The sequence below is a fragment of the Aurantimonas sp. Leaf443 genome (genome assembly GCF_001425575.1).
Lineage (GTDB): Bacteria > Pseudomonadota > Alphaproteobacteria > Rhizobiales > Rhizobiaceae > Leaf443.
Genome location: NZ_LMRD01000008.1, coordinates 398,094 through 423,545, shown reverse-complemented (window position 1 = coordinate 423,545; position 25,452 = coordinate 398,094). Strand labels below are relative to the sequence as shown.

The following is a 25,452-nucleotide window of genomic DNA, read 5'->3' as shown; positions in this document are numbered from 1 at the left end:
TTTATTTGTCGACAAGAATTTCACCCCCTCATCAAAGGGTGATCTCGAGGCGGTCGCCGCGCGTGAAGAGCGAGCGGATCTGCTGCACGATCTGCTCGGCATGGGCGGCGGCCAGCCGGTCGCAGCGGTCGGCGTCGCGCGCGGCGATGGCGTCGAGGATCTCCAGATGCTCGTCCACGAAACGGCGCGGCAGGCGGTCCTCGTAGCTGTCGTAGTAGTAGCGCAGGATCCGGCGGCCCTCGTCGGCGAGGCGGCCGAACAGGCCGGCGAAATAGGGATTGCGGCCGGCTTCGGCGATCGCCAGGTGGAAGGCGGCGTTGGTGGCGATCATGGCGAGCGCGTCCTGCGCGGCGACCGCCTCGGCGAAGGCGTCCTGGCAGGCGCGGATGGCGGCGAGGTCGCCCTCCTGGTGATGCCGGGCGGCAAGGCGCGTGGTGACGCGGTACATGAGGACCAGCGCGTCGAAATACGGCTGCAGGTTCAGGAAGTCGATGTTCGACACCATGGTCGAGCGGTTGGGCAGCGTGCTGACCAGCCCCTCGCCCGAGAGACGCACCAGGGCCTCGCGCACCGGCGTGCGCGAGACGCCGAAGCGTTCGGCCAGCTGCACCTCGTCGATGAAGCTGCCGGGCGGCAGGACGAGGTCGAGGATCTCGTCGCGCAGCGCGTCGTAGACCATCCGGGCGCCCGAGCCGCGCTTGCGCTCCAGGAAGACGGCCTCGGGTTCTTGCGTCATGCGGCGGTCCTTCCGGGGGGCGGGGCGATGGGTTTAGGCCGGGCGCGAGGCGAATGCCAGCGCCGTCGGGACCGGGTGCGACCTCCGTCTCGACCCCCGTTCGGACGGTGATCCGGCACGATTCGCACGCGTATGTCGTTATCGGGATTGAAAGCAGACAGGGAACAGGGTCAACATTGCGGCGGGCCGGAGGGCAGGGATGGGTCAGGACGCACGAGGCGCCGAAGCATGCATGCAACGTCTGTCGCGGCGCCCTGACATGGGCGGGCCCGTCCGGGGAGCCACCCGTCGCGCCGCCGGCCAAGCCGCCGCGGCCTTCGCGGAGATGATGGCCCACGTGCCCGTGGGCGAGGCCGAGCGCGGCGCGCTGTGGCGGCAGATGACGGCGCCGAACCGCCACTATCACGATGCGGGGCATCTCGCCGACCTCTGGCGGCTGCATCGGGCCTACGGCGCCGAGGTCGATCTCGCCCGGCCCGAGGACACGTCCCTCATCGCCTGCGCCATCGCCTATCACGACGCGGTCGTGGTGGGCGGGGCCTGCGACAACGAGCGGCGCTCGGCCGAACAGTGGATGGCGGACCGCGCGGCGATGCCGGAGGCCGACCGGCTCTGGGTCGCCGAGACGATCCTGGCCACCGCCGACCACATGGGCAGCGGCGCGGCGATCTGCGGCGAGGCGGGGCGCCGGGCCCGCGCCCGCCAGTGGATGCTCGACCTCGACCTCGCTTCGCTCGGCCTGCCCTGGCCGCAATTCACCGCCAATACGGCCCGCCTGCGCCAGGAAGCGTCCCATCTCGACGACGCGCAGTGGCGCGGCGCGCTCGGCTGCTTCTTCTCCCGGCTCGGCGCCAGCCCCACCATCTACCGCCTGCCGCCCCTGCACGACCGCCTGGAGCGCCAGGCGCGCGAGAATATCGAGCGCTGCCTCGACAAGGTCGCCGCCGGCTGAGCGACCCGCGAACGGGCGCATCCGTCGCGCCCGCGGTCCCGGACCCTGCCGCCCGGTGCGAGGGCGGAGCCTGGTTCCGTTTCTCCCGACGATGCCCGGGCGGGCCGATCCGACCCGGATCGAGGACGCCCGGCCTACAGGTGAAGCGCGTGGCCGAGGGCGCGCAGGCAGGCCTCGTGCAGCGTCTCGCCGATGGTGGGATGGGCATGCACGGTTCCGGCGACGTCCTCCAGCCGCGCGCCCATCTCCAGCGCGAGGCCGAAGGCGGTGGAGAGCTCGGCGACGTCGCGCCCCACGGCCTGGAGGCCGAGGATGAGATGGTTGTCGCTGCGGGCCGTCACCCGCACGAAACCGTCCTCGGCGCCGAGCGTCATGGCGCGGCCGTTGGCATGGAGCGGAAAGCGCCCGGTGACGGTCTCCACGCCCGCCGCCCGGGCGGCCTGCGGCGAGAGGCCGACCGAGACGATCTCGGGATCGGTGAAGCAGACGGACGGGATGTGGCGGTCGAAGGCCCGGCGCCTGCCGGCGAGGATCTCGGCCAGCATCTCGCCCTGCGCCATGGCGCGGTGGGCGAGCATCGGCTCGCCGGTGACGTCGCCCACGGCCCAGACGTTGCGCATGGACGTGGCGCAGCGCTCGTCGATGCGGATGAAGGGCCCGGCCATGGCAAGGTCGAGCTGTTCCAGGCCGAAGCCCCGCGTGCGCGGCCGCCGGCCGGTGGCGACGAGGACGATATCGGCCGGCAGGACCGTGCGCGTCCCGTCCGCCCGCTCCGCCACGAGGCCCGCGCCGTCCGGGGTAAGCCCGGCCGCGCGGGTGGAGAGATGCAGCGTCACGCCGAGGGCGGGCAGGCGCCGCGCCACCTCGGCCGTCAGCTCCTCGTCGTAATGGGGCAGGATGTCGGGCGCGGCCTCCACCACGTCGACCGTCGCGCCGAGCTTGGCGAAGGCGGTGCCGAGCTCCAGCCCGATATAGCCGGCGCCCACGACGACGAGCCGGCGGGGCACGGCGCCGAGCGCCAGGGCGCCGGTGGAGGAGACGACGCGCCCCCCGAAGGGCAGCGTCGCCAGTTCGGCGGGCACCGAGCCGGTGGCGAGGACGAGATGCTCGGCGCGCACCGTCTCCGGCCCGGTGTCGGTCTCCACCCGGATCGTCTTGCCGTCGAGAAGCGTGCCGGCGCCGCGCAGGATCTTCACGCCGGCCCGGCCCAGAAGCCCCGCGACGCCGAGCTTCAGACGGTCGGTGATGGCGTCCTTCCAGGCCATGGTGGCGGGAAAGTCGAGGCTCGGCGCGCCCTGGCGCACCCCGAAGGACGGCTCGCGCGACGCCAGGGTCGCGCCGTGGAAGGTCTGCGCGGCGTGGATCAGCGCCTTGGACGGGATGCAGCCGACATTGAGGCAGGTGCCGCCGAGGAAGGCCTCCTCCACGAGCACGGTGTCGAGCCCGAGCTGGCCGGCGCGGATGGCGGTGACATAGCCCCCCGGCCCGCCGCCCAGGACCGCGATGCGGGTCGTGATCTCGCCCATGGCGGCCTCAGACGAACAGGGTTGCGGGCTCCTCGAGGAGCCCCTTGATGCGCTGGACGAAGCCAGCCGCGTCGGCGCCGTCGACGATGCGGTGGTCGAAGGAGGAGGAGAGGTTCATCGTCAGGCGCGGCACGAAGGTGGCGCCGTCCCAGACGGGCCGCATGACCTGGCGGTTGACGCCGACGATGGCGACCTCCGGCCGGTTGACGACGGGCGTCGAGACGATGCCGCCGAGCGCGCCGAGGCTGGACAGGGTGATGGTGGAGCCCGACAGGTCGGCGGCGGCGGCGAGCCCGTCGCGCGCGGCCTGCGCCAGACGGGCGATCTCGGCCGAGAGGTCCCACAGGTCGCGCGCCTCGGCATGGCGCACCACCGGCACCATCAGCCCGGCCGGCGTCTGCGTGGCGACGCCGATATGGGCGGCGCCGTAGCGGCGCAGGACATTGGCCTCGTCGTCGTAATGGGCGTTGAGCTGGGGATGGTCGGCGACGGCCCGCGCCATCGCCGTCATCAGGAAGGGCAGGAGCGTGAGACGGCCGCGCGCGGGGTCGCGGGCGTTCAGCGCCTTGCGCAGGGCCTCGAGGGCGGTGACGTCCACCTCCTCGACATAGCTGAAATGGGCGACGCGGCGCGTCGCCTCGGCCATGTTGGCGGCGATGCGCCGGCGAAGGCCGGTGACGGCGATCTCCTCCACCGCCTCGTTCGGCACCGGGGCGCCGGGCCGGGCGAGCGCCGGGCCGCCGCGCAGGAAGAGGTCGAGATCCTCGTGCGAGATGCGCCCGGCCGGCCCGGAGCCGCGCACCTGCCTCAGATCGACCCCGGCCTCGCGGGCGCGAAGGCGCACCGCGGGCGAGGCCAGCGGCTTCTCGCCGGGCGCGCGCGGCGCCCCGAGGCGCGGCGCCGGCGAGGCGGGCGACGTCGTCCGGCGTGGAGCGGCGGGCGCGGCGGGCGCGCGATGCGGGGGCGCAGGAGACGGGGAGGGCGGCACCGCCCCGTCCGTCGCAGTCGGAGCCGCCGGAGCGGACGGGGCGGACGGGGCGGCGGCGTCGGTCCCCTCCACCTCGAGGCGCACCAGTTCGCCGCCCACCGCCAGCGTCTCGCCGGCCGCCCCGCCGAGCGCCACGACCGTGCCCGCGCAGGGCGTCGGAATCTCGACCGTCGCCTTGTCGGTCATCACGGCGGCGAGGATCTGGTCCTCGCCGACCGTGTCGCCCACCGACACGTGCCATTCCACGATCTCGGCCTCCGCGACGCCCTCGCCGATATCGGGCAGCTTGACGATCCGCAGCGCCATGTCAGGCCTCCAGCGCTTCGCGCAGCACGCGGCCGAGGCGGGCGGGGCCGGGGAAATAGTCCCATTCCTGGGCGTGCGGGTAGGGCGTGTCCCAGCCCGTCACGCGCCGCACCGGCGCCTCCAGGTGGAAGAAGCAATGCTCCTGCACGAGCGCGGCGAGCTCGGCGCCGAAGCCCGAGGTCAGCGTCGCCTCGTGCACGACGACGCAGCGCCCGGTCTTCTCGACGGAGGCGACGATCGTCTCGAGATCGAGCGGCACCAGCGAGCGCAGGTCGACGATCTCCGCGTCGATCCCCGTCTCGATCGCCGCCGCTTCGGCCGTGTGCACCATCGTGCCGTAGGCGAGGACCGTCACGGCCGCCCCCTCCCGCCGGATCGCGGCCTTGCCGAGCGGCACGGTGTAGTGCCCGTCCGGCACCTCGCCCAAGGGATGTTTCGACCAGGGCGTCACCGGCCGGTCGGGATGGCCGTCGAAGGGGCCGTTGTAGAGGCGCTTGGGCTCCAGCACGATCACCGGGTCGTCGTCCTCGATGGCGGCGATCATCAGGCCCTTGGCGTCGTAGGGGTTGGAGGGCACGATCGTCTTCAGCCCGGCGACATGGGTGAAGAGCGCCTCGGGGCTCTGGCTGTGCGTCTGCCCGCCGAAGATACCCCCGCCGGTCGGCATGCGGATGACGAGCGGGGCGGTGAAGTCGCCGTTGGAGCGGTAGCGCAGGCGCGCCGCTTCCGAGACGATCTGGTCGTAGGCGGGATAGACGTAGTCGGCGAACTGGATCTCGACGCAGGGGCGCAACCCGTAGGCCGCCATGCCGATGGCCGCCCCCACGATGCCGAGCTCGCTGATCGGCGCGTCGAAGCAGCGGTTCTTGCCGAAGCGCTGCTGGAGCCCCTGCGTGCAGCGGAAGACGCCGCCGAAATAGCCGACGTCCTGCCCGAAGACGACGACCGCCGGATCGGCCTCCATGGCGGTGCCGATCGCGTCGCGGATCGCCTCGATCATCGTGCGCTTCACGGTTCAGACCCCCGCGTCCTGGCGTTGGCGCTTCAGGTGCGGCGGCATCTGCGCGTAGACATTCTCGAAGATGTCGCGCGCCGAGGGCTTGCCGCCGGCATGCAGCGTGCCGTGCGTCTCGGCCTCGCGCTGGGCCTCGATCACCGTCTCCAGCACCTCGGCCTCGGCCTGCACGTGGCGCTCGGGCGACCAGGCGCCTCTGGCGATCAGGTGCTGCTTCAGCCGGGCGATCGGGTCGCCGAGCGGCCAGGCCTCGGACTCCACGCGCGGCCGGTAGGCGGAGGGGTCGTCCGAGGTCGAATGGGCCCCGGCGCGATAGGTGACATATTCGATCAGCGTCGGGCCGAGATTGCGCCGCGCCCGCTCCGCCGCCCAGGAGGCGACGGCGTGGACGGCGAGATAGTCGTTGCCGTCCACGCGCAGCGCCGCGATGCCGAAGCCGTGGCCGCGCGCGGCGAAGGTCGCCGCCTCGCCGCGCGCGATGCCCTGGAAGGTCGAGATCGCCCACTGGTTGTTGACGATGTTGAGCACCACCGGCGCGTGATAGGTGGAGGCGAAGACCATGGCGGCGTGGAAGTCCGATTCCGCCGTCGCGCCGTCGCCGATCCAGCCGGCGGCGATCTTCGTGTCGTTCATGATCGCCGAGGCCATGGCCCAGCCCACGGCCTGGATGAACTGCGTGCCGAGATTGCCCGAGATCGAGAAGAAGCCGTGGCTCTTCGAGGAGTAGAAGATCGGCAGCTGGCGGCCCTTGAGGGGGTCGCTCTCGTTGGAGAAGATCTGGTTCATCATCTCGACCAGCGGATAGCCGCCGGCGACCAGCAGCCCCGCCTGCCGATAGGTCGGGAAGTTCATGTCGCCCGGCCGCAGCGCCGTGCGGAAGGCGCAGGCGACCGCCTCCTCGCCGAGATTCTGCATGTAGAACGAGGTCTTGCCCTGGCGCTGCGCCATCTGCATGCGCGCGTCGAAGGCGCGCAGCACCATCATGTGGCGCAGGCCCTCGCGCAGCGCCTCGTCGTCGAGCGCGCCCGCCCAGGGGCCGTGCGCGCGGCCCTCGCCGTCGAGGACGGTGATGATCGTGTAGGCGAGGTCGCGGATGTCCTGGGGATCGGCGTCGACGGGCGGGCGGCGCACGCTGCCGGCCGGCGGGACGACGAGATCGCTGAAATCGGGCTGGTCGCCCGGGCGCACATGCGGCTCGGGCACGGTGAGCGAGAGCCGGCCCTCCTCGCCCGCCCCGCTCATCGGGCGCCGCCCACGAGCGCGCGGGCCACGATCACCTGCATGATCTCGTTGGTGCCCTCGAGGATGCGGTGGACGCGCAGGTCCCGCAGGATCTTCTCCAGCCCGTAGTCGCAGAGATAGCCGTAGCCGCCATGGAGCTGCAGCGCCTCGTCGACGACGGCGAAGCACTCGTCGGTGACGAAGCGCTTGGCCATGGCGATGCGCATCGTGGCGTCCGCGTCGCCCCGGTCGAGGGCCGCCGCCGCGCCGTAGAGGAGGGCGCGCGCGGCCTCGATGCGGGTCGCCATGTCGGCGAGCCTGAACTGCAGCGCCTGGAACGCGTCGAGCCGGCGCCCGAAGGCGTGGCGCTCCGCCATGTAGCCGAGCGCCTTCTCCAGCGCCGCCTCCGCCCCGCCGAGCGAGCAGGCGGCGATGTTGAGGCGCCCGCCGTCGAGCCCCTTCATGGCGATGGAGAAGCCCTCGCCCTCGCCGCCGAGCCGGTTGGCGACGGGCACGCGGCAGGCGTCGAGGGAGACGGTGCGCGTCGGCTGCGCCTTCCAGCCCATCTTCTGCTCGTTGGCCCCGAAGGAGAGGCCCGGCGTGTCCTTCGGCACGACGAGCGCCGAGATGCCCGAGGCGCCCTCGCCGGAGGTGCGCACCATGGTCACGTAGAGATCGGACGTGCCCGCCCCGGAGATGAACTGCTTGGTGCCGGTGACGACGTAGGTCTCGCCCTCGCGCACCGCCCGCGTCGTCAGCGCTGCGGCATCCGAGCCGCAGCCGGGCTCGGTGAGGCAGTAGCTCGCCACGAGCTCCATCGAGGCGAGCTTCGGCACGAGGGCCTCGCGCAGGGCGTCCCCGCCGTAGCGGTCGATCATCCAGGTCGCCATGTTGTGGATCGACAGGAAGGCGGCGACGGAGGGGCAGCCGCGCGCCAGGGCCGAGAAGATGAGGACGGCGTCGAGCCGCCCGAGGCCGCTGCCGCCGAGCGCCTCGCCCGTGTAGATCGCCGCCATGCCGAGGCGCGCGGCCTCGCGCAGCGTCTCCAGCGGCAACTGGCCGGAGGCCTCCCAGGCCAGCGCATGGGGCGCCATCTCGGCGCGGGCGAAGTCGAGCGCCATCCCCGCAAGCTCGCCCTGCGTCTCGTCGAGGCGGAACGCCATCGCGTTCACGCCGCGCCGCCGCGCTGCCGGGCGCGACGGCCGGCAAGGGCTTCGAAGGGTCGGGCGAAGGGTCGGGTCATGCGGCAGGTTCTCCCAAAACTGCGCGAGACCCAGCCCATCATGCAGGGCTGCCGGAGTAAAGCCGGAAAAATGCTATGCGGAAATGCAGATCTGCAGGATGGCGACGAGAGACGAGGGCGGGACCGGGATGCAGTGGGACGATCTTCGCCATTTCCTCGCCGCCGCCAGAGCCGGCCAGGTGACGGCGGCGGGCCTCAGGCTCGGCGTCGATCAGGCCACCGTCGGGCGCCGCATCACCCAGCTGGAGCGCGATCTCGGCGTGAAGCTCTTCGATCGCGGGCCGCGCGGCTACGTCCTGACCGAGACGGGCCAGCGGCTCCTCGGGCTCGCCGAGGAGGTGGAGGCCACGGTCGGGCGGCTCGCCGACGCGGTGACGACGCGCATGCAGACGCTCTCGGGCTCGATCCGCATCGGCGCGCCGGAAGGGGTGGCGAGCCAGCTCATCAGCCGGGGCACGCTCGCGCTGTGCCGCACCAATCCCGATCTCGAGGTGCAGGTCGTGGCGCTGCCGCGCGTCTTCAGCCTGTCGCGGCGCGAGGTGGACTTCGCCATCGCCGTGCAGCGGCCCGAGCGCGGCCGGCTGACGGTGCGCCGCATCGCCGACTTCAAGCTGCATATCTACGCCGCGCCCGCCTATCTCGAGCGCCATCCGGTGCGCGACAAGGCGGACCTCCGGCGCTGCCGGGGCATCGGCTACGTGCCCGACCTCATCTTCAGCCCCGAGCTCGACTACATCCCGTAGATCGACCCGACGCTGGTGCCGCGCCTGACGAGCACCAGCCCGCATGTGCAGCTGGAATGGGCGGCGCAGGGGGCCGGGCTCTGCGTGCTGCCGGACTATCTCGCCCGCCGCCGCCCGGAACTGCGGCGCGTGATCCCCGACAAGGTCGAGTTCACGCGCACCTTCTGGCTCGTCATCCACGAGGACAACGCCCGGCTGGAGCGCATCCGCCGCTGCGCCGAGGCGACCTGCGCGGCGCTGGTGCGCGAGATCGAGGGCGGCGCCGAGGCGGAGCCGGCGCCGCTCTGAACCCGCCTCAATGCGGGCGCGAGAGGCCGGGCTCGGCGGAAAGCGCGCGCATGATGCCGCGCAGTTCGGCGAGCCCGCGCATGCGCCCGATCGCGGGATAGCCGGGCGTGACCGCCTTGTGGAGGTCGTCCAGCATGCGGTGCCCGTGGTCGGAGCGCATCACGATCGAGGCGCCGGGCGCGCGCCGCGCGTCCTCGGCCATCAGTTCGCGCAGCACCGCCACCATGTCGACGTCGCCGTCGAGATGGGCCGATTCATGGAAGCTGCGCGGATCCGCCTCGCGCCGCGTGGCGCGCAGATGGGTGAAGTGGATGCGGGACGCGAAGCGGCGCGCCATGGCCGGCAGGTCGTTGTCGGCGCGCACGCCGAGGCTCCCCGTGCAGAAGCACATGCCGTTGGCGGGCGAGGGCACCGCCTCGAAGAGCGCGGCGTAGTCGTCCGCCGTCGAGGCGATGCGCGGCAGGCCGAAGAGCGGGCGCGGCGGATCGTCGGGATGGAGCGTGAGCTTGACGCCGAAGGCCTCGGCCGCAGGCGTAACGGCCTCCAGGAACTCCACGAGATGGCGGCGCAGCCGCGCCGCGTCCACGTCGCGATAGGCGGCGAGCCTGTCGCGGAAGGCGGGGATGGTCATCGGCTCGGTGGTCGAGCCCGGCAGGGCGCTGGCGATGTTGCGGGTGAGGTCGGCGACCGCCGCCTCGTCCATCGCCTCGAAGGCGGCGCGCGCGGCCTCGCGCTCGTCGTCCGTATAGTCCGCCTCGGCGCCGACGCGCTCCAGGATGTGCAGCTCGAAGGCGGCGAAGGTCGTGAAGTCGAAGCGCATGGCGGTGGCGCCGGTGTCGGTCACGAAGTCGAGCTCGGTGCGGCACCAGTCGACGACGGGCATGAAATTGTAGCAGACGATCGGGATGCCGGCCCGCCCGACATTTTCGAGACTCGCGATCCAGGCCTCGATCTCGGCCCTGGCCGCCCCGCCGGTGCGCTTCACCGCATCGGGGATCGGGATGCTCTCGACCACCGACCAGACGAGCGGCACGCGCCCCGCCGGCGTCGTCTCGATGAGGGCGCGCCGCTCCTCGATGGCCTGCGCCGTCCAGACCGTGCCGATCGGCACCTCGTGGAGGGCCGAGACGACGTCGGTGGCGCCGACCTGGCGCACCTCGTCGAGCGTCACCGGTGCCTTCGGCCCGAACCAGCGCCAGCCTTGCCGCATGCGTCTTCTCCGTTTGAAAGCTGCCGACCGGCCCCGGCCGGTCAGGCGAAATAGGTGGGAAAGCGGTCGCGCAGCTGCGCGACGTCGGGAAGCACGGCGACGAGATGCAGGTCCATGGCGGCGCGCGCCGCCGCAGCGTCGCCGCGCACGATGGCGTCGCGGATCTCCTGGTGCTCGGCCATCACGCTCCGCATGCGCCCGAGGGCGGGCAGCGTCAGGCGCCGCGCGCGGTCGATCTGCACCTTCACCTGCATCAGGAGGCGCCAGATGCCGGGATGGCCGGCGATCGCCGCGATCTCGGCGTGGAAGGCCTCGTCTGCCTCGTGGAACAGGCCGAGCTCGCCGTGCTCGGCGGCGATGCGCTGGCGCTGGACGATCGTGTCGAGGCGCAGGCCGCAGCGCGGGTCGCCCGAGCGCGCCGCCGCCTCCACCGTGATCGCCTCCAGCGCCTTGCGCACCAGGACCGCCTCGGGAATGGCGTTGACGGGCACGCGCGAGACGAAGGTGCCCGACTGGGGGAAGACGTCGACGAGCCCCATCTCGGCCAGCCGGATCAGCGCCTCGCGCACCGGCGTGCGGCTCACCTGGAAGCGCTCCAGCAGCATCTTCTCCTGCAGCGGCGTGCCCGGCGGCAGTTCGAGCGAGACGATCTCGGACAGGAGCGTCTCGTAGATGAGGCCCGCCGAGGTGAGGCGGCGGCGCTCCGGGCCGGCCTTGCGGCGCGCCGCTGCCGGCAGCACCGCCTCCTTCGCGTCCGACATCGCCCTGGCTCCCTCGCCGTGTTCGCCCTCAATTGACATCCTAGTATATTAGTTGATAGGTCATGCCAAGCGCGGACCGCCGGGGAGGGCGGACGGCGGCAAGGGAGGACGAAACGCGATGGCGCTGAACCGGGACCGGCTCCTGCCGATCGAACCCGACGCACGGGCCGTCGCGCGCCGTCTCCTCGACGCCGTCGCCGATCTGCCGATCCTCTCGCCGCACGGCCATACCGATCCGCTCTGGTATGCCGACAACGCGCCGTTCCGCGATCCGGCGGCGCTCTTCGTCGTGCCCGACCACTACATCTTCCGCATGCTCTACTCGCAGGGCGTGCCGCTGGAGCGGCTCGGCGTGCCGCGCGTCGACGGCGGGCCGGTGGAGACCGACGGGCGGGCGATCTGGCGCCTCTTCGCAGACCATTACGCGCTCTTCCGGGCCACGCCCTCGCGCCTCTGGTTCGAGCATTCGCTGGAGACCGTGTTCGGCATCGAGGAGCGCCTGTCGCCCGACAATGCCGACGCGCTCTACGACGCGATCTCCGAGCGCCTTCGCGCCGACGACATGCGCCCGCGGGCCCTCTACGAGCGCTTCGGCATCGAGGCGATCTCCACGACGGACGCGGCGATCGACGACCTGGCCGCCCACGAGCGCACCCGCGCCTCCGGCTGGGCCGGCCGCGTCCTGCCCTGCTACCGGCCGGACGCGGTGATCGACGCCGACCGGCCCGATTTCGCCGCCTCCCTGGACCGCTTCCTGGAGATGACGGGGCAGGACCGGACCTATGCCGGCTATCTCGAGGCGCATCGCCGGCGCCGGGCCTATTTCAAGGCGCGCGGCGCGACCGCGACCGACCACGGCCATCCGACCGCGGCGACCGCCGACCGTCCCGCCGCCGAGGCCGAGGCGCTGTTCGAGCGCCTCGCCGCCGGACGGGGCGATCGGCGCGACGCCGAGGCCTTCCGCGCGCAGATGCTGACCGAAATGGCGCGCATGAGCCTCGAGGACGGGCTGGTGATGCAGATCCATCCCGGCTCCTGGCGCAACCACAATGCCGCGCTGTTCCAGCGCTTCGGCCTCGACAAGGGCGCCGACATTCCGACCCGCACCGACTACGTGCGCGCGCTGAAGCCGCTTCTCGACGCGGTCGGCAACGAGCCCTCGCTCACCGTCATCCTCTTCACGCTGGACGAGACCGCCTATTCGCGCGAGCTCGCGCCGCTCGCCGGCCACTATCCCGCCCTGCGGCTCGGCCCGGCCTGGTGGTTCTTCGACAGCCCGGAGGGCATGCGCCGCTTCCGCGAGACCACGACCGAGACGGCCGGTTTCTACAACACGGTCGGCTTCAACGACGACACGCGGGCCTTCCTGTCCATCCCCGCCCGCCACGACGTCGCGCGCCGGGTGGACTGCGCCCATCTCGCCCGCCTCGTCTGCGACGGGCGGCTCGACGAGGACGAGGCGCACGAGGTGGCGCTGGATCTCACCTACCGGCTCGCCAAGGCGGCGTACCGGCTCTGACGACCGGTCGGGCCGCGCGAAGGCGCGCTCCGGCGACCCATCAACCGGCCCGCGGACGGGAGACCGCGCTCGAGGGCCCCATCCGGGAGGAACGACCATGGACATCACCCGCAGACGTCTGATGACGAGCGCCGCCGCGGGCCTTGCCGGCGCGACGCTCTTCGGCGGCAAGGCCTTCGCCGCGCTCGCCAAGCCCTCCAGCCCCGTCACGATCACCGTCGTCGACGTCGCCGGCAATCTCGCGCTGACGCAGGCCGCCATGCAGCGCTACACCGAGATGAAGCCCGAATGGGCGAGCCGCATCGCCTTCACCAAGGCGCCGGCGCCCGAGCTGCCGGCCAAGCTGAAGGCCCAGCAGAATGCCGGCCGCCTCGACATCGACCTCGTCCTCACCGGCACGGACGCGCTTTCGGCCGGCCTCGACCAGGACCTGTGGACGGACCTTGCGCCCTACAAGGCGGACCTGCCGAACCTCGAGAGCGTCCTCATCCCCCAGGCCTTCAAGATGCAGGCCATGGCCAAGGACCGGGGCGTCGTCGTCTCCTACTACCCGTCCGGCCCGCTGATCGAATACATGCCCGATCGCGTGCCGACGCCGCCGACCTCGGCCGAGGAACTTCTCGCCTATACCAAGGCCAACCCGAACAAGTTCATCTACGCCCGGCCCTCCAATTCCGGCCCCGGCCGCACCTTCCTGATGGGCCTGCCCTATCTCCTGAAGGACGCCGATCCGCGTGATCCGGAGAAGGGCTGGGACAAGACCTGGGCCTATCTCGAAGAGCTCGGCCAGAACATCGAATACTACGCCTCGGGCACCACGCAGACCATGCGCGAGCTCGGCGAGGGCACGCGCGACATCGTCGTCTCCACCACCGGCTGGGACATCAACCCGCGCGTCCTCGGCGTCGTGCCGGCGGAGGCCAAGGTCGGCACGCTCGCCGGCTTCCACTGGGTGACGGACGCCCATTACATGGTCGTGCCCAAGGGCGTCTCCGACGAGAAGCTCGCCGTCCTCCTCGACCTCATGAACTTCATGCTGACGCCGGAAAGCCAGGCCTATGCCTACGACCAGGGCTATTTCTACCCCGGCCCGGCGGTGAAGGACGTGCCCCTCTCCATGGCGCCGCAGGAGAGCCAGGACGCGATCAAGGAATTCGGCCGTCCCGAATACGACACGTGGATCGCCGAGAACCCGCTGGAAACCCCGCTCGACGCCGACAAGATCGTCGCCGCCTTCCGCATCTGGGACGAGCGGATCGGCGCGAAGAAGAGCTGACGACGAGGGTGCGCGGGCGGCCCCCGCCGCCCGCCGCCCTTCGCCGCGCGCCCGCATCGGCGCGCGGCACCGGCCGCGGGGCCCCCCGCCGCCGCACGATGCGCCCGCGCCAAGCCGGCGCCCTGTTTCCCTTTCGAGCCGTTTCGGAGCCCTTCGCGATGAACGCCCATCCCGCCAGCGTGACGCAATCAGCCCCCCTCGGCTCGCCCAAGGCCGGCGGCGGCCGGCTGGAGCTTCTCGGCCTGCGCCGCTCCTTCGGCTCCTACAACGCGCTCGCCGGCATCGACCTCAGCGTCGAGAAGGGCGAGTTCATCGCGCTGCTCGGGCCGTCCGGCTGCGGCAAGTCGACGGCGCTGAACTGCATCGCGGGCCTCCTTCCGCTGACCGGCGGCGAGATCCGCCTCGACGGACGGCGCATCGACGAGCTGCAGCCCGAGGAGCGCGGCTTCGGCATGGTGTTCCAGAGCTACGCGCTCTTTCCGCACATGACGATCCGCAAGAATGTCGGCTTCGGCCTCGCCATGCAGGGCGTGCCGCGCGCCGAGGCGGAGGAGCGCGTCGAGAGGGCGCTCGACCTCGTGCGCCTGCGCGAGCAGGGCGACAAGCTGCCGGGCCAGCTCTCCGGCGGCCAGCAGCAGCGCGTGGCCATCGCCCGCGCCATCGTCATCCGCCCGCCGCTCGTCCTCATGGACGAGCCTTTGTCGAATCTCGACGCCAAGCTGCGCCTGGAGATGCGCGCCGAGATCCGCGCCATCCACGACGCCATCGGCTCGACCACGATCTACGTCACCCACGACCAGGACGAGGCGCTCTCGCTCGCCGACCGCATCGTGGTGATGAGCCAGGGCGTCATCCGCCAGGTCGGCAGGCCCGAGGACCTCTACGAGCGGCCGAACCATCTCGACGTCGCCGATTTCATGGGCTTCCGCACGAAGATCGAGGGCCGGGTCGTGGAGAGCGGCGGCGGGCGCACGCTGATCGAGGCCGATGGCGGGCGCTTCTGGCTCGAGCGGGCGGGCGAGGCGGGGCCGGGCGCGCCCATCACCCTCTCCATCCGCCCCGAGGATCTCGTCGCCGCCCGCGACGGCGAGGGGCTGAAGGCGAGCGTGCGCTCCAGCGAATATCGCGGCCGGGCCTATTTCGGCGTGGCGAGCCTTGCCGGCGGCGCGCCGGTCTATTTCCGCTCCGACGCGCCCGTGTCGAGCGGCGAGACGATCGTCCTCAACCCGGACCCGCAGCGCACGCTGATCTTCTCGGGCGCGGCGCGATGAGCGGGGCGACGCTCTCCGCCGCCCGCGCCGAGCCGCGCAGCTCGCTGCGCACGCGCCTCGCCGCCAAGGGCTTCGACGCCACGACGCTCCTCGTCCTGCCCGGCCTCCTCTCGATCCTGGCGCTCTTCGTCTATCCGTTCCTCTACGGGCTGGTGGATTCGATCACGCCCGAGACGGGAGCCTGGTACGAGAACTACCGGCGCTTCTTCTCCGACCCGTTCCTCTACGACACGATCGGCGCCACGCTCTGGCTCGCCCTGCCGGTGACGATCCTGAACCTCGCGCTCGCCGTGCCGATCGCCTTCCGGGTGCGGCTGATGCGGCGCCAGAAGCTCCTGACGATCCTTCTCGTCCTGCCGATCACGCTCGGCACGGTGCTCGTCGCCGAAGGGCTTCTCAACTTCCTCGGGCCGCAGGGCTGGTTCAACCGCACGCTGATCTTCACCGGCCTGCTCGACACGCCGCTGCGCCTCACCAACAACTACTGGGGCGTCTTCGCGTCGCTCCTCATCACCGGCTTTCCCTTCTCCTTCCTGCTGACGCTCTCCTACGTCTCGGGCATCGATCCGGCGATCGAGCAGGCGGCCGCCACGCTCGGCGCCAACGCCTTCGAGCGCTTCCGGCGCGTCTTCCTGCCGCTCCTGGTGCCGGGCCTTGCCGTCACCTTCTGCCTCGCCTTCGTGCAGGCCTTCGCGGTCTTCCCCTCGGCCGTCCTTCTCGGCGCGCCGGCGGGGCCGACGCGCGTCATCTCGATCGCGGCCTATTCGGCGGCCTTCGAGGAATACAACCACTCGCTGGGCTCGGCGATCGCGATCATCATGGGCGTCGTCCAGCTGATCGTCGTCCTCTGCGTCCTGGCGCTGCGCCGCCTGTTCTATCGCGGCCCCACCGGCGGAACGAAGGGTTGACCCCATGATCAGGGATCGCGGTCTCGGCTCCAAGCTCTGGCGCACGGGCGTTTGGGCCATCACCATCCTCTTCGTCCTCAACCTTCTCGGCGTCATCGCCGCCGTGGTGACGAACTCGCTCGCCACGCGCTGGCTCGGCACCTGGCTGCCGACCGGCTGGACGACGCGCTGGTATTTCGACGCCTGGCGCGAGTTCCAGCTGACGGAGGTGCTGCTCGTCACCTTCCAGATCGTCTTCCTCGTCACGATCCTGTCAGGCTTCATCGGCATCACCACGGCCTATGCGCTGGCGCGGCGCGAGTTCGCGGGCAAGCGCTTCGTCGTCCTCGTCTTCCTCCTGCCGCTCCTCGTGCCCCCGCTCACCTACGGCATCCCGCTTGCGACCCTTCTCTACCAGGTCGGTCTGGGCGGCACGTTCTGGGGCGTCGTCATCATCAATCTCGTGCCCTCCATCCCCTTCGTGGTGCTGGTGATGATCCCCTTCATCGAGCAGATCGATCCGCGCATCGAACAGGCCGCGCGCGTCTTCGGGGCGCGCACGGGCAGCCTCTTCCTGCGCATCCTCCTGCCGCTGCTCCTGCCGGGCATGCTGGCCGCGCTGCTCCTCGTGCTCGTGCGCACCATCGCCATGTTCGAGCTGACCTTCCTCGTGGCCGGCCCGACGAGCCAGACCCTCGTTGTCTCGCTCTACTACGCGGTCTTCGCGGCGGGCGTGCGCGCCTCGCAGTCGATCGACGCCATGGCCGTGGTCTACATGGTCACGACCCTCTTCTGGCTGGTGCTGGCGCTGCGCTTCGTCAATCCGACGCAGATCGTGGCCCGCGCCAAGCAGCCTTCGAACGCCCATTGAGACGCCGGATCATGACACGCCTTTCCAACCAGACCCTCGACGCCTTGGCTCCCGGCGTGGAGCGACCCGGCTACGACCGCTCGGCGCTGAAGCCCGGCCTCGTCCATCTCGGCCTCGGCGCCTTCCACCGCGCCCATCAGGCCGTCTATACCGAGAGCGTTCTGGCCGGGGGAGACCTGCGCTGGGGCACGGTCGGCGTCTCCCTGCGCTCGCCCGACACGCGCGACGCGCTGGCCCCGCAGGACGGGCTCTACACGGTGGCGGTGCGCGACGGCTCCGGCGACCGGTTCCAGGTGATCGGCGGTCTCGTCCGCCAGCTCGTGGCGCCGCAGGACCCGGCCGCGGTCCTGGCCGCGCTCGCCCATCCGGACGCGCGCATCGTCTCCCTCACCGTCACCGAGAAGGGCTACTGCCACCGCCCGGCGACGGGCGAACTCGACGAGGCCCATCCCGACATCGTCCACGACCTGGCCCACCCGGAAGCGCCGCGCTCGGCGCCGGGCTTCCTCGTCGAGGCGATCCGCCTGCGCCGCGAGGCGGGCCTTGCCCCGCTCACCGTCCTCTCCTGCGACAACCTTCCCTCCAACGGCCATACGGTGGCCAAGGTCGTGCGGCGCCTCGCCGAGATGCGCGACGGCGACCTCGGCGCCTATGTCGCGCAGACCATCGCCTTTCCCTCCACGATGATCGACCGCATCGTGCCGGCGACGACCGACGCCGACCGCGCGCTGGTGGCGGGCGCGCTCGGGCTGGAGGACGCCTGGCCGGTCATGACCGAGCCCTTCACGCAATGGGTGGTGGAGGACGACTTCCCGAGCGGGCGGCCGGACTGGGCGAGCGCCGGCGTCACCTTCACGACGCAGGTCGGCGCCTTCGAGACGATGAAGCTGCGCCTCCTCAACGGCAGCCATTCGACGCTCGCCTATCTTGGCTATCTCGCCGGCCACGAGACGGTGGCCGAGACCATGGCCGCGCCCGGCTTCGAACCCTTGGTGCGCGGGCTGATGGAGGAGGAGGTCTCGCCGACCCTGCCAGAGCTCGCCGGCTTCGATCTCGACGCCTATCGCCGCTCCCTGCGCGAGCGTTTCCGCAATCCGGCGCTGCGCCATCGCACCTGGCAGATCGCCATGGACGGCTCGCAGAAGGTGCCGCAGCGACTTCTCGGCACGATCCGCGACCGGCTGGCGGCGGGCGCGCCCTTCGATCGGCTGGCGCTCGGCCTTGCCGCCTGGCTCGTCTACGCCACCGGCCGCGACGAGGCGGGCGCGGCGATCGACCTGCGCGATCCGCTCGCCGATCGGCTGAAGGCGGCGCTCGGCGCGGCGGCGACGCCCGCCGGCCTCGTCGAGGCGGCGCTCGGCTTCGGCGAGGTCTTCGGACAGGACCTGCCGGCCTCGCCGGCCTTTCGCGAGACGCTCACCGCACGGGTCGCGGACCTGCGCGCCAAGGGCGCGGCGCGGACCGTGCGGGACTTTGCCGGCTAATTAAGACAAGCGGCGGCGCTCGGCTCGAGGAGCCCGCGCCGCCGCGCTCGCGATGTCCGGGGCTGCCGGGCCTCAGGCGCCGAAGGCGTAGAAGGCCGGGCGCTCGGGCATGGCGACGGGCTCGATGGCGCCCGACCCTTGCGCCTTCACGCAGGCATCGGCCGCGACGGCCGCCGCAAAGCCGTCCCAGGCGGTCGGGCCGGAGGCCGTGCCCCTGGCGGCGGCGGCCAGGAAGTCCTTCAGCTCCACGTCGTAGCTGTCGATGAAGCGGTCCTTCCAGTCGACGAGGATCTCGTTGGAGAGCCGCGCGCCGGAGCGCGTCTGGATCGACATCGGCTCGGGCAGCCGGGCGATGCCCGTCTCGCCGACGATCTCGCACTGGATGTCGTAGCCGTAAACGCAGTTGACGAAGATCTCGACGTCGATGCGCACGCCCTTCACCGTCTCGATCATCACCACCTGCGGGTCGCGCAGGCCCTCGCGGGCGTTCGGGGTGCGGCGCGGGAAGACGACCTGCACGCTCCGGTAGTCGTCGTCGAGCAGCCAGCGCAGGACGTCGATCTCGTGGATCAGCGTGTCGTGGATGGCCATGTCCGTCGTGTAGTTGGCCCCGACCGTCGGGTTGCGATGGGCGCCGTGCACCATCAGCGGCGCGCCGATGGTCCCCGCGTCGATCATCGTCTTCAGCATGCGGTAGCCCGCGTCGTAGCGGCGCATGAAGCCGACCTGGACGAGGCGGCGCCCGCCGGCGATCTCGGCCTCCACGATGTTGCGGCAGCCTTGCGCGGTCGTGGCGAGCGGCTTCTCGCAGAAGACGGGCTTGCCGGCCTTCACGGCCGAAAGGACGTCCGGCTCGTGCGCGCCGCCCCAGGAGGTGACGAGGACGGCGTCGACCTTGGGCGAGGCGACGAGTTCGGCGCCGGTGGCGAAGACCTCGCCGTCGAGGTCGAGGGCGGCGAGCGAGGCCTCGGCCGCGCCGCGGTTGACGTCGCTGACGGCGACGATCGCCCCGCCCGCCAGCGTCTGCGTGATGCGCCGCATGTGGTCGCGCCCGATGGCGCCCGTTCCGATGACGCCGATATTGACGGTCATTGTGCCTGTCCCCCGAAATGCTTGTCGATATAGTGCTGGATGCGCTCGCGCATGAAGCGGCCGGACGCGTCGGCGCGCTCCTCCCAGCCGAAGACGCAGGCCGTGACGATGCCGTCGAAGCCGACCGCCGCGAGCGAGGAGAAGAAGAGATCCCAGTCGATCTCGCCGTTGCCGATGTCCATGTGCTGATGCACCGTCACCTTCGCGCCCGGCGGGTTGACGATGTAGCGAAGGCCCGACGAGGCGCGGTGGTTGTAGGTGTCCGCCACGTGGACATGGGCGATGAGGGAGCCCGCGTCGCGGATCATCCGCCCCATGTCGTCGCCGAAATGGAACGTGTGCGGCGCGCAGTAGAGGAACTTGACGTTGTTCGAGCCGATCGTCTTCAGCATGTCGATCGCCGGATGCAGCGTCTCGCACCAGTCCTCCGGGTGCGGCTCCATGTTGAGGGTGACGCCCTCCCGCTCGAAGACGGGCACGAGCTCCTCCATCGAGCGCCACCAGGCGGCTTCGGAATGCTCGTGGGAGAAGGTGCCGCCGCAGCAGCTGGAACGGTGCGAGCGGTCGGGCGAGGGGCCCCGGCCGAACTCGGAATTCATCGTGTCGCAGTCCAGGGCGACGGTGGCGCGGATCGCCTCGATCCAGTAGCGCACGGCGGCCTGGCGCTCGTCCTCGTGCGGGCTCGCCCAGCGATACATCGGCAGGACCGAGGCGAGCTTCACGGAATGGTCGGACAGCGCCTTCCGGAACTCGGCGACGCGCTCCCTGTGGGCGCGCGGACGCACCCACCAGGGGAGGAGGTCGTCGCGCGGCGACAGCTCGATATGGTCGTAGCCGAGCTCCGCCGCCTTGCGGCAGAGCTCGTTCAGCGGCAGGTGCCGGTGCATGTAGGGATCGAGGGCGATCTTCATGGATGTCTCCTCCCGAGACGGCGAAGGGGCGAGCGGCTCGGCGCCTGGCGGCTCAGCGCCTGTCGAGGCCGGCCTCGGCGGCGAAGGCCTTGAGCGAGCGGTGGCCGAGGCTCTGGTAGTCGAGCGGGTTGCGCAGGGCCGAGTCCTGCTCGGCCTCGATCACCAGCCAGCCGTCATAGCCGTGCTCGGCGGCGATCCTCAGGACGGGCACGAAGTCCACGACCCCCTCCTGGTCGCCCGGCACGGTGAAGGCCCCGCGGCGCACGCCCTCCAGGAAGGAGAGGTTCTCCTCCAGCACCGCGGTCGCGATGTCGGGCCGCACGTTCTTGGCGTGGATGTGGCGCACGCGGGCCATGTGCTTGCGCGCCACCGCCTCCGGGTCCGCCCCGCCGAACCAGGCGTGGCCGGTGTCGAGGAGGAGCTTGGTCGCCGGGCCCGTCGCCGCCATCAGCGCGTCGATCTCCGCGCCCGTCTGGACGATGGAGCCCATATGGTGGTGGTAGACGAGGTCGATCCCCTGCGCCGCGCAGAAGGCGGCGAGCTCTTCCAGCCTGGCCCCGAAGGCCTGCATCTCCTCGGGGGAGAGCACCGGCCGGTCGCGGAACACGGCCTTCGTGTCGTCGCCATGCACCGTGTTGGAGCATTCGCACACGATGCAGACGGTCGAGCCGTTGGCCTTCAGGAGATCGAGATGGGGCTGGATCGCCGCCGTCTCGGTCTCGACGTCGTTGACGAGGAGATTGGTCGAGTGCCAGCCGGACACGAAGACCAGCCCGTATTCGGCGAGCTTGGCCTTCAGCGCCTCGGGGTCGGAGGGCATGAGATGGCCCTTCTCGATGCCGTCGAAGCCGATCGTGCGGCAGTCGGACAGGCAGTCCTCCAGCGTCAGATGCGCGCCGATGGAAAAGTCGTCGTCGTTGGACCAGGCGATGGGATTGGTGCCGTAGCGGATCATGGGAGCCTTGCTGGCGTGCGTTGAAGGGTCGTCGGGCGGCGTGGTCGACTGGGCGGGACACCGAAACGGCCGTCTTCTCCCCTGCGGGGAGACGTGGCCGGCAGGCCGATGGGGGCGGCAAGTCAGTGCCGTCCGGCGGTGGAAAGATCTTGCGAAGCGTCGCCCCGGCTTCGCCGACCCCTCATCCGCCCTTTCGGGGCACCTTCCCCCGCAGGGGAGGAGAAACCGCGCCCCTTTCGGCGAGGTCGAGGCTGGCCTCACCCCAATCGCTGGAACGCCCGCGCCTTGTCGTAGGCCGCGCGGGCCCGCTCCACCGCCGGCCGCTGCGAGACCTGCGGCACCGCCACGTCCCACCAATGGCCGCCGGCGGTGGTGGTGGCGAGATGGTCGGTGTCGATGACGATCACCGTGGTGCGCGGCTCGTACTTCGTCTCCCGCAGCGCCTGCTCGAGTTCGGCGATGGAGGCGACCTTCAGGGCATGCGCGCCCATGGAGCGGGCATGGGCGGCGAAGTCGATCCGCGGCAGCTCCACGTGGTGCGTGTCGGCCAGCATGTTGTTGAAGTTCGCGCCGCCGCATTCCATCTGCAGCCGGTTGATGCAGGCGTATCCGGCATTGTCGAGAAGGACGATCGTGAATCTCGCGCCCGCCATGATCGACGAGGCGATCTCCGAGTTCAGCATCATGTACGAGCCGTCGCCGACCATCACGACGATGTCGGCCTCGGGCCGCGCCAGCTTCACGCCGAGGCCGCCGGCCACCTCGTAGCCCATGGTCGAGAAGCCGTATTCCATGTGGTAGCCGCCCGGCGCCTCGGCCTGCCAGAGCTTGTGGAGTTCGCCCGGCAGGCCGCCGGCGGCGCAGACGAGGACCGTGTCGGGACCGTTGCGCGCCCGGTGCACGGCGCCGATCACCTGGGCGTCGGAGGGAAGCGCGGCGTTCGTCGGGGCGATGGCGGCGTTGGCCGCCTCCATCCAGCGCGCCTTGCCCTCCTGTGCCCGCGCCGTCCAGGCGGCGTCGACCCGGTGGCCGGACAGCGCCTGCCCGAGCGCTTCCAGCCCGACGCGCGCGTCGCAGACGAGCGGGGCGCCATCGTGCTTGCCGGCGTCGAAGGGCTGGACGTTGAGGCCGACGATCTTCAGCCCGGCGTCGCGGAACAGCGCCCAGGAGCCGGTGGTGAAGTCGGCGAGCCGCGTGCCGACGGCCAGGACGAGGTCGGCCTCCGCCGCCCGTTCGTTCGAGGCCGACGAGCCGGTGACGCCGATGGCGCCCATGTTGAGCGGGTGCGAATGGGGCAGGGACGACTTGCCGCCATGGGTCTCGGTGACGGGCAGGCCGAGCCCCTCGGCGAAACGCGCGAGCGCGGCACTCGCGCCCGAATAGAGGACGCCGCCGCCGGCGACGACGATCGGCTTCCTCGCGGCGCGCAGGAGATCGACGGCGGCGGCAAGCTCGGCCTCGTCGGGGCGCGCGCGGCGCGGCAGCCAGACCTTCTCCTCGAAGAAGCTCTGCGGATAGTCGAAGGCCTCCGCCTGCACGTCCTGGCACAGCGCCAGCGTCACCGGGCCGCATTCGGCGGGGTCGGTCAGCACCTGCATGGCCCGGCGCAGCGCCGGCACGATCTGTTCGGGCCGGGTGATGCGGTCGAAATAGCGCGAGACGGGCCGGAAGCAGTCGGTCGCCGAGACCGTGCCGTCGCCGAAATCCTCCACCTGCTGGAGGACGGGATCGGGCAGGCGGTTCGCGAAGACGTCGCCGGGCAGGAGAAGCACCGGCAGGCGGTTGGCATGGGCGAGCGCGGCGGAGGTCACCATGTTGAGCGCGCCCGGGCCGATGGACGTGGTGCAGGCCATGAAGCGGCGCCGGAAGCTCGCCTTGGCGAAGGCGACCGCCGCATTCGCCATGCCCTGCTCGTTCTGGGCGCGGTAGGTGGTGATCTCGCCGCGCACGCCGTGAAGCGCCTCGCCGATGCCCGCCACATTGCCATGGCCGAAGATCGCGAAGACGCCGCCGAAGATCGGCACGGTCTCGCCCTCGATCACCGTCATCTGGCGCGTCAGGAAGCGCGCCACGGCCTGCGCCATCGTCAGGCGTACCGTCGGTCTCGTCATCGTCCGCATCCTCCCGCGGCGCATGCGCGGCGCCGCCCTGTCCATGCTCTGTGGTCGAAATCCCGCGCGCGGCCCGCTCCCGGCCGAGGCGCGAGGGCCGGGCGTCAGGCCGCCAGCGTCGCGCTCGGGCTTTCCCAGAGCCGCGTCAGCGCCTCGAAGCGCGCCGCCATGTCGGCGACGGCCGCCTCGTCGTCGATCTCGCCGGCGAGCCAGGCGCGTGCCGCGTCGACCCAGATGGTGCGCCCGACCGCGAAGCCCCGCACGGTGCGCGCGCCCCGCGCCGCGGCGAAGCCCTCGCGCAGCGTCTCGATGGAGGCTTCGAGCCCGAGCAGCATGACGCCGCGGCAGAGCGGGTCGCGCGCCTCGATCACCCGGTCGATCGCCTCGAAGGCGCGGGCCGAGGCCTGCGGCTCGAGCTTCCACCAGTCGGGTTTCAGGCCGGCGTCGTAGAGTTCGGTCAGGACGTCGGAGACCGTCGTCTCGCCGAGCGGTCCGTTCTTGCCGGCGATGATCTCGATGAGGATGTCGCGGCCCACCTTGCGCGCCGCCTCGTAGGCCGCGCGCAGCGTGTCGATCTGGCGCGCCTTCAGCTCGGCCGGATCGTCCGGGTGGTAGAAGCACAGGACCTTGATGCAATGGTCGAGCGGCCAGTCGATCAGCCGGCTGCCGAGATCCTGGCTGAATTCGAGGCGCAGGGGGCGCGACCCCGGCAGTTCGATCGGCTTGGCGATCCAGAAGTCGGGCGCCTTGGCGGCGGCGAAGAGCGCCTCGCGCCCATGCTTGTCGTCGAGGAGCATGCCGAAGCCCGGCCGCCCGGCCGCCACCCGCATCGCCGCCTTCACCGCCAGGACCTTGAAGGCGGGAATGCGCGCGAGCGCCTTTGCGTCGGAGCCTGCGAGGTCCTCGATCTGCATGCGGTGGTCGATGGCGAGCGCCATGATCCGCGGCACCTGCCGGCGGCGCGTCGTCGCCCAGTGCACGTGGTTGATCGCCGCGTCCCGGCGCAGGGCGCGCTCGGGACTGCCGTTCTCCAGGAAATACCGCAGCTCCGTCCAGGTCGGGATCTCGGGCGCGCAGAGGAGGCGCGAGACGGCGAAGGCGCCGCAGGCATTGGCGAAGGTGGCGGAGGTCTCGTGCGGCTCGCCGGTGAGCCAGCCGCGCAGGAAGCCGGACAGGAAGGCGTCGCCGGCGCCGAGCACGTTGTAGACCTCGATCGGGAAGCCGCGCCCCACGATCCCGTCCTCGAGATCGTCGGAGATCGCGCCGTCGTAGACGATGCAGCCCATCGGCCCGCGCTTGAGGACGATGGTCGCCGCCGACAGGGCGCGGATGGTCTTGAGCGCGGCCAGGAGATCGCTCTCGCCGGAGGCGATCAGCACCTCCTCCTCCGTGCCGACGATGAGGTCGCAGTCGGCCAGAAGCGCGCGCATATGCGCCGAGACGGCCTCGGAGGCGATGTAGCGGTTGTCGCCCGCGTCGTGGCCGGCAAGACCCCACAGGTTCGGCCGGTAGTCGATGTCGAGGACGACCTTGGCGCCGTTCGCCTTGGCGAGCCGCATCGCCTTCTTCTGCGCCGCGTCCGTGTTGGGCTTGGAGAAATGCGTGCCGGTGACGAGGACGGCGCGGGCGCGCGCGATCAGCGCCTCGTCGACATCGGCCTCGCAGAGCGCGTTGTCGGCGCAGTTGTCGCGGTAGAAGAGGAGGGGGAAGGACGTGTCGCTCTCGACCGAGAGGATGGCGAGCGCGGTCAGGCGCTCGGGATCGGTGACGATGCCGGACGTGTCGACGCCCTCGCGCGTCAGCTGCTCGCGGATGAAGCGGCCCATCTGCTCGTCGCCGACGCGGGTGAGGAGGGCCGAGGTCAGGCCGAGCCGGGCGGTGCCGACGGCGATGTTGGTGGGGCAGCCGCCGACCGACTTGGCGAAGCTGCCGACGTCTTCGAGGCGGGTGCCGATCTGCTGGCCGTAGAGATCCACGGAGGCGCGGCCGATGGTCACGAGATCGAGGGGCGTCGCGGACTGGCTCATGGTGGATCCTCCCTTTCCGGCTCCCGTGATGAAACAAATATTCCATCTAAGGTCAAGGC

General features: G+C 71.3%; 20 protein-coding genes and 1 pseudogene. 8 read left to right on the top strand and 13 right to left on the bottom strand.

Annotated features, from left to right (window positions below; genetic code table 11):
* Window positions 1–31 precede the first annotated feature (31 nt).
* On the bottom strand, window positions 32–736 hold the full coding sequence (locus ASG48_RS13340) for a GntR family transcriptional regulator (protein WP_055850468.1): 705 nt from the start codon (window positions 734–736) through the stop codon (window positions 32–34).
* Window positions 737–1,064: 328 nt separating this feature from the next.
* Here ASG48_RS13340 and ASG48_RS13335 point away from each other — a divergent pair, with 328 nt between their 5' ends.
* Window positions 1,065–1,688: a hypothetical protein gene (locus ASG48_RS13335; protein ID WP_156381595.1), complete on the top strand. Its 624-nt coding sequence runs from the start codon at window positions 1,065–1,067 to the stop codon at window positions 1,686–1,688.
* 134 nt (window positions 1,689–1,822) lie between these two features.
* Here ASG48_RS13335 and lpdA read toward each other — a convergent pair whose 3' ends face one another.
* Genes lpdA through ASG48_RS13310 form a run of 5 tightly spaced genes read right to left on the bottom strand, consistent with a single transcriptional unit; the run spans window position 1,823 to window position 7,907 of the window.
* The gene (lpdA, locus tag ASG48_RS13330; protein ID WP_055850460.1) at window positions 1,823–3,214 is read right to left on the bottom strand and encodes a dihydrolipoyl dehydrogenase; all 1,392 of its coding nucleotides are present in this window, start codon (window positions 3,212–3,214) and stop codon (window positions 1,823–1,825) included.
* A gap of 7 nt (window positions 3,215–3,221) precedes the next feature.
* Entirely contained in the window at window positions 3,222–4,508 is a 1,287-nt protein-coding gene (locus ASG48_RS13325; protein WP_055850456.1) for a dihydrolipoamide acetyltransferase family protein, read from the bottom strand.
* A 1-nt stretch (window position 4,509) separates the two neighbouring features.
* Window positions 4,510–5,508 carry an alpha-ketoacid dehydrogenase subunit beta gene (locus ASG48_RS13320; RefSeq protein WP_055850705.1) on the bottom strand — a complete coding sequence of 333 codons (999 nt, stop codon included), beginning with the start codon at window positions 5,506–5,508 and terminating at the stop codon, window positions 4,510–4,512.
* Window positions 5,509–5,523: 15 nt separating this feature from the next.
* Window positions 5,524–6,765: a 3-methyl-2-oxobutanoate dehydrogenase (2-methylpropanoyl-transferring) subunit alpha gene (locus tag ASG48_RS13315; RefSeq protein WP_055850454.1), complete on the bottom strand. Its 1,242-nt coding sequence runs from the start codon at window positions 6,763–6,765 to the stop codon at window positions 5,524–5,526.
* Window positions 6,762–7,907 carry an acyl-CoA dehydrogenase family protein gene (locus ASG48_RS13310; RefSeq protein WP_055850450.1) on the bottom strand — a complete coding sequence of 382 codons (1,146 nt, stop codon included), beginning with the start codon at window positions 7,905–7,907 and terminating at the stop codon, window positions 6,762–6,764. Before ASG48_RS13310 ends, ASG48_RS13315 begins: the two co-directional genes overlap by 4 nt.
* A 163-nt stretch (window positions 7,908–8,070) precedes the next feature.
* Between ASG48_RS13310 and ASG48_RS13305 the strand changes: the two are divergent.
* Window positions 8,071–9,018: pseudogene (locus ASG48_RS13305) on the top strand (LysR family transcriptional regulator).
* A 7-nt stretch (window positions 9,019–9,025) separates the two neighbouring features.
* Here the strand turns inward: ASG48_RS13305 and uxuA are convergent.
* Complete coding sequence (uxuA, locus tag ASG48_RS13295) at window positions 9,026–10,228, bottom strand: mannonate dehydratase (RefSeq protein ID WP_055850443.1); 1,203 nt, start codon at window positions 10,226–10,228, stop codon at window positions 9,026–9,028.
* 41 nt (window positions 10,229–10,269) lie between these two features.
* Window positions 10,270–10,989, bottom strand: coding sequence for a GntR family transcriptional regulator (locus tag ASG48_RS13290; RefSeq protein WP_055850440.1), 720 nt, complete (start codon window positions 10,987–10,989; stop codon window positions 10,270–10,272).
* 118 nt (window positions 10,990–11,107) lie between these two features.
* On the opposite strand from ASG48_RS13290, the gene uxaC reads away from it, so the two are divergent.
* The 6 genes from uxaC (at window position 11,108) to ASG48_RS13260 (ending at window position 18,297) form a co-directional block, all read left to right on the top strand.
* Window positions 11,108–12,508: a glucuronate isomerase gene (gene uxaC / locus ASG48_RS13285; RefSeq protein WP_055850438.1), complete on the top strand. Its 1,401-nt coding sequence runs from the start codon at window positions 11,108–11,110 to the stop codon at window positions 12,506–12,508.
* A gap of 97 nt (window positions 12,509–12,605) precedes the next feature.
* Window positions 12,606–13,784 carry an extracellular solute-binding protein gene (locus ASG48_RS13280; protein WP_055850436.1) on the top strand — a complete coding sequence of 393 codons (1,179 nt, stop codon included), beginning with the start codon at window positions 12,606–12,608 and terminating at the stop codon, window positions 13,782–13,784.
* A gap of 158 nt (window positions 13,785–13,942) precedes the next feature.
* Entirely contained in the window at window positions 13,943–15,055 is a 1,113-nt protein-coding gene (locus tag ASG48_RS13275) for an ABC transporter ATP-binding protein (RefSeq protein ID WP_055850703.1), read from the top strand.
* Entirely contained in the window at window positions 15,052–15,963 is a 912-nt protein-coding gene (locus tag ASG48_RS13270; RefSeq protein WP_055850434.1) for a sugar ABC transporter permease, read from the top strand. The genes ASG48_RS13275 and ASG48_RS13270 overlap by 4 nt, the downstream gene beginning before the upstream one ends.
* Before the next feature lie 4 nt (window positions 15,964–15,967).
* A complete protein-coding gene (locus tag ASG48_RS13265) occupies window positions 15,968–16,813 on the top strand; it encodes an ABC transporter permease subunit (RefSeq protein WP_055850433.1) in 846 nt (281 codons plus the stop codon).
* Between the two features lie 11 nt (window positions 16,814–16,824).
* Window positions 16,825–18,297 (top strand): mannitol dehydrogenase family protein, encoded by a 1,473-nt coding sequence (locus ASG48_RS13260; protein WP_055850431.1) that lies wholly within the window; start codon window positions 16,825–16,827, stop codon window positions 18,295–18,297.
* Window positions 18,298–18,369: 72 nt separating this feature from the next.
* Here the strand turns inward: ASG48_RS13260 and ASG48_RS13255 are convergent, their stop codons facing one another.
* The 5 genes from ASG48_RS13255 to iolC form a co-directional block, all read right to left on the bottom strand.
* Window positions 18,370–19,389 carry a Gfo/Idh/MocA family oxidoreductase gene (locus tag ASG48_RS13255; RefSeq protein WP_055850429.1) on the bottom strand — a complete coding sequence of 340 codons (1,020 nt, stop codon included), beginning with the start codon at window positions 19,387–19,389 and terminating at the stop codon, window positions 18,370–18,372.
* A complete protein-coding gene (locus ASG48_RS13250; RefSeq protein ID WP_055850427.1) occupies window positions 19,386–20,300 on the bottom strand; it encodes a sugar phosphate isomerase/epimerase in 915 nt (304 codons plus the stop codon). Before ASG48_RS13250 ends, ASG48_RS13255 begins: the two co-directional genes overlap by 4 nt.
* 52 nt (window positions 20,301–20,352) lie before the next feature.
* Window positions 20,353–21,255, bottom strand: coding sequence for a myo-inosose-2 dehydratase (iolE, locus tag ASG48_RS13245; RefSeq protein WP_055850425.1), 903 nt, complete (start codon window positions 21,253–21,255; stop codon window positions 20,353–20,355).
* 257 nt (window positions 21,256–21,512) lie between these two features.
* Complete coding sequence (gene iolD, locus ASG48_RS13240) at window positions 21,513–23,366, bottom strand: 3D-(3,5/4)-trihydroxycyclohexane-1,2-dione acylhydrolase (decyclizing) (protein WP_055850424.1); 1,854 nt, start codon at window positions 23,364–23,366, stop codon at window positions 21,513–21,515.
* Window positions 23,367–23,470: 104 nt separating this feature from the next.
* On the bottom strand, window positions 23,471–25,393 hold the full coding sequence (gene iolC, locus ASG48_RS13235) for a 5-dehydro-2-deoxygluconokinase (RefSeq protein ID WP_055850422.1): 1,923 nt from the start codon (window positions 25,391–25,393) through the stop codon (window positions 23,471–23,473).
* Between the last annotated feature and the right edge of the window lie 59 nt (window positions 25,394–25,452).

Coding starts and splice junctions, on each gene's coding strand:
- ASG48_RS13340 (WP_055850468.1), bottom strand. CDS start 736: ATGACGCAAGAACCCGAGGCCGTCTTCCTGGAGCGCAAGCGCGGCTCG.
- ASG48_RS13335 (WP_156381595.1), top strand. CDS start 1,065: ATGGCCCACGTGCCCGTGGGCGAGGCCGAGCGCGGCGCGCTGTGGCGG.
- lpdA (WP_055850460.1), bottom strand. CDS start 3,214: ATGGGCGAGATCACGACCCGCATCGCGGTCCTGGGCGGCGGGCCGGGG.
- ASG48_RS13325 (WP_055850456.1), bottom strand. CDS start 4,508: ATGGCGCTGCGGATCGTCAAGCTGCCCGATATCGGCGAGGGCGTCGCG.
- ASG48_RS13320 (WP_055850705.1), bottom strand. CDS start 5,508: ATGATCGAGGCGATCCGCGACGCGATCGGCACCGCCATGGAGGCCGAT.
- ASG48_RS13315 (WP_055850454.1), bottom strand. CDS start 6,765: ATGAGCGGGGCGGGCGAGGAGGGCCGGCTCTCGCTCACCGTGCCCGAG.
- ASG48_RS13310 (WP_055850450.1), bottom strand. CDS start 7,907: ATGGCGTTCCGCCTCGACGAGACGCAGGGCGAGCTTGCGGGGATGGCG.
- uxuA (WP_055850443.1), bottom strand. CDS start 10,228: ATGCGGCAAGGCTGGCGCTGGTTCGGGCCGAAGGCACCGGTGACGCTC.
- ASG48_RS13290 (WP_055850440.1), bottom strand. CDS start 10,989: ATGTCGGACGCGAAGGAGGCGGTGCTGCCGGCAGCGGCGCGCCGCAAG.
- uxaC (WP_055850438.1), top strand. CDS start 11,108: ATGGCGCTGAACCGGGACCGGCTCCTGCCGATCGAACCCGACGCACGG.
- ASG48_RS13280 (WP_055850436.1), top strand. CDS start 12,606: ATGGACATCACCCGCAGACGTCTGATGACGAGCGCCGCCGCGGGCCTT.
- ASG48_RS13275 (WP_055850703.1), top strand. CDS start 13,943: ATGAACGCCCATCCCGCCAGCGTGACGCAATCAGCCCCCCTCGGCTCG.
- ASG48_RS13270 (WP_055850434.1), top strand. CDS start 15,052: ATGAGCGGGGCGACGCTCTCCGCCGCCCGCGCCGAGCCGCGCAGCTCG.
- ASG48_RS13265 (WP_055850433.1), top strand. CDS start 15,968: ATGATCAGGGATCGCGGTCTCGGCTCCAAGCTCTGGCGCACGGGCGTT.
- ASG48_RS13260 (WP_055850431.1), top strand. CDS start 16,825: ATGACACGCCTTTCCAACCAGACCCTCGACGCCTTGGCTCCCGGCGTG.
- ASG48_RS13255 (WP_055850429.1), bottom strand. CDS start 19,389: ATGACCGTCAATATCGGCGTCATCGGAACGGGCGCCATCGGGCGCGAC.
- ASG48_RS13250 (WP_055850427.1), bottom strand. CDS start 20,300: ATGAAGATCGCCCTCGATCCCTACATGCACCGGCACCTGCCGCTGAAC.
- iolE (WP_055850425.1), bottom strand. CDS start 21,255: ATGATCCGCTACGGCACCAATCCCATCGCCTGGTCCAACGACGACGAC.
- iolD (WP_055850424.1), bottom strand. CDS start 23,366: ATGACGAGACCGACGGTACGCCTGACGATGGCGCAGGCCGTGGCGCGC.
- iolC (WP_055850422.1), bottom strand. CDS start 25,393: ATGAGCCAGTCCGCGACGCCCCTCGATCTCGTGACCATCGGCCGCGCC.